Annotated in this window: 8 protein-coding genes and 1 tRNA gene; 5 read left to right on the forward strand and 4 right to left on the reverse strand. The window is 45.3% G+C overall.

What is annotated here, in order from left to right:
• Positions 1-178: 178 nt before the first annotated feature.
• Positions 179-1,546 (forward strand): ATP-binding protein, encoded by a 1,368-nt coding sequence (locus B7992_RS15710; protein WP_088666764.1) that lies wholly within the window; start codon positions 179-181, stop codon positions 1,544-1,546.
• 76 nt (positions 1,547-1,622) lie between these two features.
• Positions 1,623-1,760, forward strand: a complete 138-nt coding sequence (locus B7992_RS16455; protein WP_254917744.1) for a hypothetical protein — start codon at positions 1,623-1,625, stop codon at positions 1,758-1,760.
• A gap of 113 nt (positions 1,761-1,873) precedes the next feature.
• Here the strand turns inward: B7992_RS16455 and B7992_RS15715 are convergent, their stop codons facing one another.
• From B7992_RS15715 to B7992_RS15730, 4 genes are all read right to left on the reverse strand, one after another.
• The gene (locus B7992_RS15715; RefSeq protein WP_176421979.1) at positions 1,874-2,827 is read right to left on the reverse strand and encodes a TonB family protein; all 954 of its coding nucleotides are present in this window, start codon (positions 2,825-2,827) and stop codon (positions 1,874-1,876) included.
• 107 nt (positions 2,828-2,934) lie between these two features.
• A complete protein-coding gene (locus tag B7992_RS15720) occupies positions 2,935-3,621 on the reverse strand; it encodes an FISUMP domain-containing protein (RefSeq protein ID WP_088666766.1) in 687 nt (228 codons plus the stop codon).
• Positions 3,614-4,312, reverse strand: coding sequence for an FISUMP domain-containing protein (locus B7992_RS15725; RefSeq protein WP_088666767.1), 699 nt, complete (start codon positions 4,310-4,312; stop codon positions 3,614-3,616). The genes B7992_RS15720 and B7992_RS15725 overlap by 8 nt, the downstream gene beginning before the upstream one ends.
• Positions 4,313-4,330: 18 nt before the next feature.
• Entirely contained in the window at positions 4,331-5,155 is an 825-nt protein-coding gene (locus B7992_RS15730; RefSeq protein ID WP_088666768.1) for a DUF2971 domain-containing protein, read from the reverse strand.
• 237 nt (positions 5,156-5,392) lie between these two features.
• On the opposite strand from B7992_RS15730, the gene B7992_RS15735 reads away from it, so the two are divergent.
• The 3 genes from B7992_RS15735 to B7992_RS15745 all read left to right on the forward strand — a co-directional run bounded on the left by B7992_RS15735 (position 5,393) and on the right by B7992_RS15745 (position 8,333).
• The gene (locus B7992_RS15735; protein ID WP_088666769.1) at positions 5,393-5,938 is read left to right on the forward strand and encodes a peptidylprolyl isomerase; all 546 of its coding nucleotides are present in this window, start codon (positions 5,393-5,395) and stop codon (positions 5,936-5,938) included.
• A gap of 166 nt (positions 5,939-6,104) precedes the next feature.
• Positions 6,105-6,177, forward strand: a tRNA-Ala gene (locus B7992_RS15740).
• 137 nt (positions 6,178-6,314) lie between these two features.
• Entirely contained in the window at positions 6,315-8,333 is a 2,019-nt protein-coding gene (locus tag B7992_RS15745) for a M23 family metallopeptidase (protein ID WP_073234000.1), read from the forward strand.
• The last annotated feature ends 219 nt before the right edge of the window (positions 8,334-8,552 follow it).

An 8,552-nucleotide genomic window follows, 5' to 3' on the forward strand; every position in this document is an offset into this window, starting at 1 on the left:
TCAACTCGGTCAGTAAAAACACCCCAAAAGTGTCAACCTTTTTTAGGGAAGGTCAATTGAACATTCCCCTATACAGAATCGGTGCGTTAATGAGGTGATTTACGCGCAAAACACTTTGCGCACTATTGTATATTTTTATATATTTTACCCTGCGCACTATGTAAGAGGAGCTACTTCTATGGAAATTCAGCGAAAGGCTTATAAAAAACTTCTGGAGTGGAAACGGGAATCCAACGGTAAAACTGCCATGCTGATAGAAGGTGCGCGTCGAGTCGGCAAATCAACCATCGCCAAGCGATTGGGCGAGCGGGAGTACCGGTCCTACATTCTTGTTGATTTTAATAATGCATCCAAAAACATTATTGAAAATTTCAATCAAAATCTAAACAACCTAGATGTTTTTTACCAGACGCTTTCTCTTGAATATGGTGTGCAGCTTTTTAATCGAGAGTCGCTGATTATTTTTGACGAAATCCAGCAGTTCCCCAAAGCAAGGCAATCTGCAAAGTACCTTGTCGCAGACGGTCGTTACGACATCGTCGAAACGGGTTCGTTGATTTCAATCAAGGAAAATGTCCAGTCCATAACCATCCCCTCTGAAGAACAAAAGTTAAAAATGTTCCCTTGTGATTTCGAGGAATTTGCCGAAGCTCTAGATCAAAAAGTATTACTAGACTACATAAAGAAATGCTTTGACGAACAGACAGCTCTTGACGAAGAATTCCACAAAAAGGCGATGCATCTTTTTAGGGAATATATGCTTGTGGGCGGCATGCCACAGAGTATTGTCGCATACAAGGAAAATCAACTCAGCTTTTTTGAAAGCGACAAGGCAAAACGCAAAATCATTGAACTGTACAAAGACGATATAAAGAAGGCTTCAAAACGATATAGTTCAAAGGTGTCCGCGATTTTTGAGAATGTACCAGGCTATCTTTCCTCCCACGAAAAAAAAGTTGTACTGACCGAAATCGACGATTCACAAAATGCGACTTTCTCCAGGTACGACGAGCCGTTCTTCTGGCTTGACGACTCCATGATTTGCAATCTATGCTACAAGTGCAATGATCCGAATGTCGGGTTTGCATTAAACAAGAATGAATCTTCCTTAAAATGCTACATGGGCGACACGGGACTTTTGGTGAGTCACGCCTTTAGCGAAAATGAAATTGCATCGGAAGAACTTTATAAAAACATCATGAACGGCAAGCTGTCGCTAAATGAAGGAATGCTTTACGAGAACGTGGTTTCTCAAATGCTTTGCTCCAAGGGACGGAAACTGTTTTTCTATACGGAATACGACAGGAGCAGCCACAGGAATTCCATGGAAATAGACTTTTTGCTATCAAACGAAAGTAAAACAAAGTTCAAGGTTTACCCAGTAGAGGTTAAGTCCTCGAAAAATTACACAACCACATCTCTACTTGATTTCAAAAAGAAATTCGGAACGCGAATCGGACAATGCTACATCATCCATCCGAAGGCGTTCTCCAAAAGAAAAGACGGAATCATCTGCATCCCCCCGTACATGGTCATGTGTCTATAATGCAGCAAACGCCCTAGGGATTGGATTTCCAAAAGACGGCCTGATAATTTCCATCGAAGTCAAGTCCGGCGAAAATTTGAAGTCCCGCAGTTTTACCTTGTTCTGCGAAAAATTTAAGCCCGACCGCGCCGTAAAGACATCTACGCTACCGTTCCGCGATAACGAGAAAGTATTGAACGTCCCCCTATACGGAATCGGTGCGTTGACGAAGTAATTGGGTTTAGCCTATAGAAAACGCCCCAAGGGATTGACCTCTGAAGCGTTTGTTTATAGGCTCCACACCTTAAATGGTTGCCTAGTTGGAGTCCTTTAGACTTTCTTGAAAAATTATTCCCGAATGTCGAACACGAACGGAATGGTCACAACTGTGTTTCCGGATGCCACATTGTTGAACCGCCATTTACTAACAGCCGTTTTAATTTCATTATCAAATTCGCCAGTACCCGTAGTAGAAGATGCTATGGAGACATTGGTAATATACCCACTCGAATCAATAGTGAGTTTCAAGGCAACCATACCCTGGAAACACGACTTGTTCTTCTTCACAAATTTGTCATAAATATGGCGGAGTCCCGGAGTACGCTGCTTGACTACTTTCAGAACGTCCGCTACAGAACGGGAACCAGCCTCAACAATAGTGATTTCTTCTTTACCTGGAGTCTTAATAGTTGAACGAGCTTTGCTCGTATTTAGACTACCAACATCTATGCTACAAGACGAATCATCCTGAATACAACGAACCGACATTCCTAGGCTCTTATCGCCGTGTTCGACGATTGCGAGGCTGTCGCCGACGGCCAGGTGGTAAGAGCGGTGGTTGTGGTGCTCCGTTGAAGACTGAAAAGCGACGGCGAAGTCCAAACCAGCGAACACCTCGCTGCCGTCGTAACCTCCAGCAGGAAGAGCAGAAAAGCCAAATGAATCAAAACCATTTTTCCAGCTAGTATCTCGTAAATGGTTGTACCACTTATCTTCACCTTTTCTCAACGGAACTGCATCCAACTTTTTCTGGGTTACTATTTGATCTACCCTTACCTTCACCGCCTCTATAAAGGTTTCCATTTCTTCCTTGCTGGGCAAGTGCCATCCATCAGGACAAACATTTTTTGTGATTTCCCAAGTATAAAGGCGGCCATACTTGTCGCAGTTTGCAGGATTGTTTTCATAGCATACGGAACCTTCAACATTCACATTCAAATTCTCAGCCATCCAAGTCTGCTTACCAATTTTTACAGTCTTGTATGTCTGGCCATCACGGGAATCAGTAAAAGAATCTGCCATGGTCTCCCCCATGCAGATTAAAACCAAAGCACCTGCAAAAAGATATTTCATCGAGCATTTCATTTGGTTATTCCTTTTATTCGGTAAACAACAAATTTGAGGACAAATCAATCCCTAAGACAACGAACAGGATGGAAATATGTCTTGTAGATATTCTCAATTTTGACTTTATCGTTGTGAAAAGACTGTGCAAATGCGCTAACATGATATTCGCCTTCCGTGGATGTCCAATAGCTGATGAAGTAGTCCAAACCCCTGAATTTATTATTCTCGCTGTCGTAGAATCCCGTCGGCACAACAGAAAAACCAAAGGTATTCAACCCATTCTCCCAGCTGGAATCACGCAAATGATTGTAAAATTTACTCTCACCATCTTTCAACGGTTCTGCATTCAATTTTTTTGCATTTACACTTTCCTCTACCCTCAATTTAACCGACTCTAAAAACGAATTAAATTCTTCCTTACTAGGCAAATGCCAACCTGAAGGACACGCTCTTTGAGCTGCATCCCATGAATAGAGTCTACCAAGTTCTTCACAATATGCCGGGTTATTTCTATAACACAAAGATCCCTCAATATCCACATTTAGATTCTTTGCCATCCAGATTTGCTGACCAATCTTCATGGTTGGATATTTATTTCCATCCGCATCTGTCACCGTAATGTTCACAGGACCTTCCGCATCCTCGCTAGGTTCACACCCCATAAGACAAAACGAAGCCATCGCTAAACCAGCAACCAAAATCTTCTTCATTTTAGTTTTCACTTTTTCCTCACACTTTTTTCTAGTCATTATCCTTGATACAACGAACACCAGCCCAATCGTACTCTGAACCAAGATGCTCGATAATTATCGAACCACCTAAAAAAATATCCATAACAGGGACTGTTTTTTTTCCGTCGTTCAATGAAGCAGACCAATAATAGGCCGATTCCCCATGGCGGAATCGCGTACAATCCTTTAAGCCTGGTCGTGCTTCATGTAGATAGCCTGTAGGGAGAGCAGAAAAGCCGTATGTATCCAATCCACCTCTCCAGCTAGAATCACTCAAATGAGCTCCTTCCTTAATAGTTTTATTAAGGATTCTTGCTTGATGTTGAACCGTCTCTTTAAGTTCTTCAAATTCATCTTCACTTGGCAAGCGCCAACCTGTAGGACAAGCTTTTTTTGCCATTTCCCAAGTATACAGTCGCCCATATCTTACACAGTTTTCAGGATCATTATCAAAACACAATGAACCCTCAACATTCACGTTTAAATTCTTCGCCATCCAAATCTGTCGACCAATCTTGGTTGTCGGATACACATTTCCATCAGCATCCTTTACAGTCATACTCAGAGTGCCATCTGTATTTTTCATTTTTTTACTGGAGGGGACTATCACCTCATTGCCTGATTCAGCCTTTTCAGACTCACATCCCATCAGGCCAAAAGAAGCCAACGCAAGAGCGATAGCCAACATTTTCATTATTTTTGACTTCATATTTTTTCCTTGGTTATGTTACATTTTTTGAATTTTGGGGCACGCCGGAACATCATATAAACGACATTTCTCAATTCGATCTTCTTGAAAATCAAGATCCTTAGATACCACATATTTAGTCAAACAATCATCGGTTTCTTTCATTGCGGGAGGAAGCATAATTTTCGAAATTGCAGTCCGCAAATCAATGCTATTTAGAAAAAGAAAGTTCCCTTGCATTAAAGTCGAAGTGCCCTGTTTCGGTACGGCAAAAAACCTTATTTCATTTTCAAAAGAAAAGGCTGGTCTTTTATAGCACAGTAGCTTTAACCAATCTCTTAGCTCAAAGCTGTTTCCAAAAATCTGCTTATTTTTTGCAAAGTCAATGATTTCCTGCTGACCAAAGGAATAGTCCGCCTTACCTACATAGAAATCGTAGCCATTTTCAACACCCCAACAATTCAAACTTTTCAGCAAATCGTAAAAGCTAATCGTCACGCGAAGAAAGTCAGACGGTTTATCAAGTCCCTCTTCTTTTGGCATATACATTTTCCAGGCCGCAGCAGAATTCTGGTTCGCAGATGTGGTTACGCACAAACACGCAATCGGTGGGGGAACAAATCCGTAACAAGAAAAATCTGTATCAAGGTATCTTTTTTCTAATTTATCTTCCCACAGGGTGGGTGACAAGAACACCAAATTTTTCTTGTCAAGCATTTCTTTCAAATGGCTATAACGCATATAACGATATACCTTCACATGCCCTGCCATTTTCAAGGGCAAATCAGAAAGGAATTTAACGTTCGACAAAAAATGTTCTTCAATAATCTTTAAACATTCCAATGTCGTAAAGTTTTCTTCCATGTTTGCTCCTCGTTGAATTTCAAAATCAGCTCACACAAATGTAAACAAAAAAAAACAATGTCAAGCATTTTTGCCGAAATCGGCAAAAAATGGGAGCATATTCGGAAATTTCTTCTTTTTATATATATATTGCGTAAAAAACAACCTTGTAGACCCGATTTCGGACCTGGATTGCCGCGCCTGCGGCACGCAATGACGTTTGAGGGTTCCAAAACAATAATCCACAGGAGATATTCCATGGCTTTTAATCAGCTGGACAAGCCCCAGGCTGGCGAAACCATCGCCATTATGACCACCAACCACGGCGTGATGAAGCTGCGTCTTTTTGAAGAACGCGTCGGCGAATGCGCAACCAACTTCATTGAACTGGCCAAGCAGGGCAAGTACGATGGCGCACCCTTCCACCGTATCATCTCTGGCTTCATGATCCAGGGCGGCGACTTCACCAACCGTAACGGTACCGGTGGCCACTCCGCCAAGGGTCCGGGCACCACCATCGGCGACAAGTACGATCCGTGCCTCACCCACATGCGCGGCGCACTCAGCTGGGCAAAGACCATGATGCCCCACTCCATCGGTTCCCAGTTCTTCATCGTCCATGGCGAAGACGTGCACTTCCTGGACCATCCGGCAAACGGCGGCCCTGCTGAAGGTTACTCCGTTTTCGGCCAGCTCTACGAAGGCTTCGAAGTTCTGGATGAAATCGCCGGCGTTAAGACCGACCGTCGTGACGCACCGTATGAAGACGTGATTATCGAATCCGTGAAGATCGAGAAAGCGTAAAGCGGAAAGGATAAAGGTTAAAGGACGCAGGGTAAAACCTGCGTTTTTTTTGCATTCACTTATGTTTTCTCATAATTCGTAATTCATAATTGCAAAAAAAATCAAATTTTTTTGCATTCCCCCTTGACAACTTCAAAATAATTTTCAATATTTGGCGTACCCGAATGGGGTTATAGCTCAGTTGGTAGAGCGCCTGCATGGCATGCAGGAGGTCAGGAGTTCGAATCTCCTTAGCTCCACTAAAAAAGACTCGCAGAAATGCGGGTCTTTTTCTTTTATACCACATTCGATGTTTACCGGGAGAAACGGATTTTCCACCATCCCTCCCCTACGCCTGTTGCAGTCATTGTAGCAAATTTGTATCTTTCCTGTCACTATGAATAAGGTTAGGTTAACGACAAACAATTTTCTGAGAGGAGCCCTGGTCCTTGCGGCCGCGCTACTCCCCATCCACGCATTCGCCGAAGAATGCAACGAAGAAACCATGGACGCCTTCGCCTACGAAGATTGCGTCAAGGAGCAGCAAGGAATCTCCGTCAATAACGAAGATTTCAGCAGCACCGCCGCCCTGAAGGCCGAAAAGGAAGAAAGGGAAGCCGCCGCCAACAAGGTCGAACCTAAATACAATCCTTTTGGACGGGACGCCTACTTGACTTCAAGTTTCGGTGAAAATCGCGGAACCCGTTACCATGCCGGTCTGGATTACTCCACCCAGATGGAAGAAGGCTGGCCCATCTACGCCCCCGAAGACGGCGTGGTCAAGGAACTGAAGGTCTCCCCCTTCGGCTACGGCAAGGCCATGTACTTCCAGGGTCGTAGCGGCAAGACCTGGGTATTCGCCCACCAGAGCAGCTTCGGCGTGTTGGACGACCTGGTATCCAAGCAGCAGTACGCCACAAAGAAGAATGATGTAACCGTCAGACCGGGAACCGCATACAAGAAGGGCGACGTCCTGACCTATTCCGGAAGCACCGGCATCGGCAACCCCCATCTTCATATCGAAACCCGCCTGGACAACGACCGCGTCATCAACCCGGCACTGTCCAACATCGAATTTTCGGACACCATCGCCCCCCAGATTTTCGGCGCCGCCGTCTGGCAGGACAATGAATTGGCTTTCACCGCCCCCGAAGCCATCGAAAAGGGCTGCATTGTCACCCCGGTCAAGAACGAATTCAGCCTGAATCTGGCGGTAAAGATCGCCGACTACAGCCGCACTCCCAAAGAAAATCCCATGTCAGTCCGCCGCATCACCATGTGGCGTTACGACGAAAAGATTTTCGACGAACGTCTGGATACCTTGCGTTTCAGCCGCATGACCAATATCCGCAATCAGCTCCTCTGGACAGAAGAGGCGGACACCGCAGGCGACTGGCACTACATCAACGCAAAGATTGCCCCCCTTTCCACCTACACCATGGAAATCGAGGACTTTGCAGGAAACGTCACCAAGAAGAAATTCAGCTTCCGTTCCAAGTGCAAGGACAATCGAGATTTGCAGTTGACAAAGACTCAGACAACGCCGCTGTTCACGGCCATTGCCCGCCCCATGATCGACTTCTTTAACTGCAAGAACGGCATGCAGTTCTCCGCCATCGGAAAGGACGGTGTCATCGCAGAAGACCTGTGCAAAGTCTTTGAACACAAGCCTATCGCATTGGCCAAGGTGGTAGACACCTACCCCAACATGACAACCATCCACTATTCCGCAAGCGCTTCTCAGTCTGGCGATGGCAAGGCTGTTGACGAAGACATCCAGCTGTTCACCTACAAGAAATACCAGACCAGCATCAACTGGAATACCAAGCTGGGCAACGTAGCAATCAGCCAGAAGATTTCCGGCATTCCCGTTGCAGGCGATACCGCCATCCGCGTCTTGGCAGTCACCCGCAACCACACCGACAGCCTGGACTTCATCGAATTCCACCCCAAGGGATTGCAGCTGAAGAACTGGAACGTCTGTATCGAAAACCCCGACAATTCCGCTCCGCTCTACTGGCTGGGCGAAACCAGCCGCAACTGGTTCATTTTCAGCAAGCAGAACAAGGGCAAGAAGCGCTGCGCCAGCGCCAACGAACTTCGCGACATTGCCAACATCGACAATCCCGACGCACCCACTCTGGGCTTCCCCTACTGGGCCGACATGATCATCAGCGGCACCCGCCAGACAGCCCTCAGGATTCCCCTGATGTATAAGTACGACGGCATTGAATCCGGCAACGATATCACCGTCAAGGCAGGTAACAAGTGGATCGCAGTCGAATACGATTCCGAACCTCGCGAAATCGTCCTGGAAAGCGAAAAGCTCCCCGACGCCGGCGAAGACATCACCATCCAGATCAAGGATGAAGCCGGTCACAAGGCCAGCTACACCATCACGATTCCCGGAATGTAACGTAGCGACCATCGCAAAGTTAAACCTATAAAAGACCTCTCCGGAGGTCTTTTTTGCATTGTAAAGCACTACAACGTTTTTCATTAGAGCAATCATTTTTCCATTGGCAAACCACCCGCCAACAGCATATATTTTCCGTACACGTTTAGGGAATTATAAAGGAGGGCGAATTTAAGTCGCCAAGTAAATTTGTTTAACTTGCCTAGAAATATACTCTAA

It is taken from the genome of Fibrobacter sp. UWH1 (assembly GCF_002210365.1).
In the GTDB taxonomy this organism is placed as follows: domain Bacteria; phylum Fibrobacterota; class Fibrobacteria; order Fibrobacterales; family Fibrobacteraceae; genus Fibrobacter.

Excerpts from the sequence above, each read along its gene's own strand:
- B7992_RS15710 (WP_088666764.1), top strand. The coding sequence starts at position 179 with ATGGAAATTCAGCGAAAGGCTTATAAAAAACTTCTGGAGTGGAAACGG.
- B7992_RS15715 (WP_176421979.1), bottom strand. The coding sequence starts at position 2,827 with ATGGCAGATTCTTTTACTGATTCCCGTGATGGCCAGACATACAAGACT.
- B7992_RS15720 (WP_088666766.1), bottom strand. The coding sequence starts at position 3,621 with ATGACTAGAAAAAAGTGTGAGGAAAAAGTGAAAACTAAAATGAAGAAG.
- B7992_RS15725 (WP_088666767.1), bottom strand. The coding sequence starts at position 4,312 with ATGAAGTCAAAAATAATGAAAATGTTGGCTATCGCTCTTGCGTTGGCT.
- B7992_RS15730 (WP_088666768.1), bottom strand. The coding sequence starts at position 5,155 with ATGGAAGAAAACTTTACGACATTGGAATGTTTAAAGATTATTGAAGAA.
- B7992_RS15735 (WP_088666769.1), top strand. The coding sequence starts at position 5,393 with ATGGCTTTTAATCAGCTGGACAAGCCCCAGGCTGGCGAAACCATCGCC.
- B7992_RS15745 (WP_073234000.1), top strand. The coding sequence starts at position 6,315 with ATGAATAAGGTTAGGTTAACGACAAACAATTTTCTGAGAGGAGCCCTG.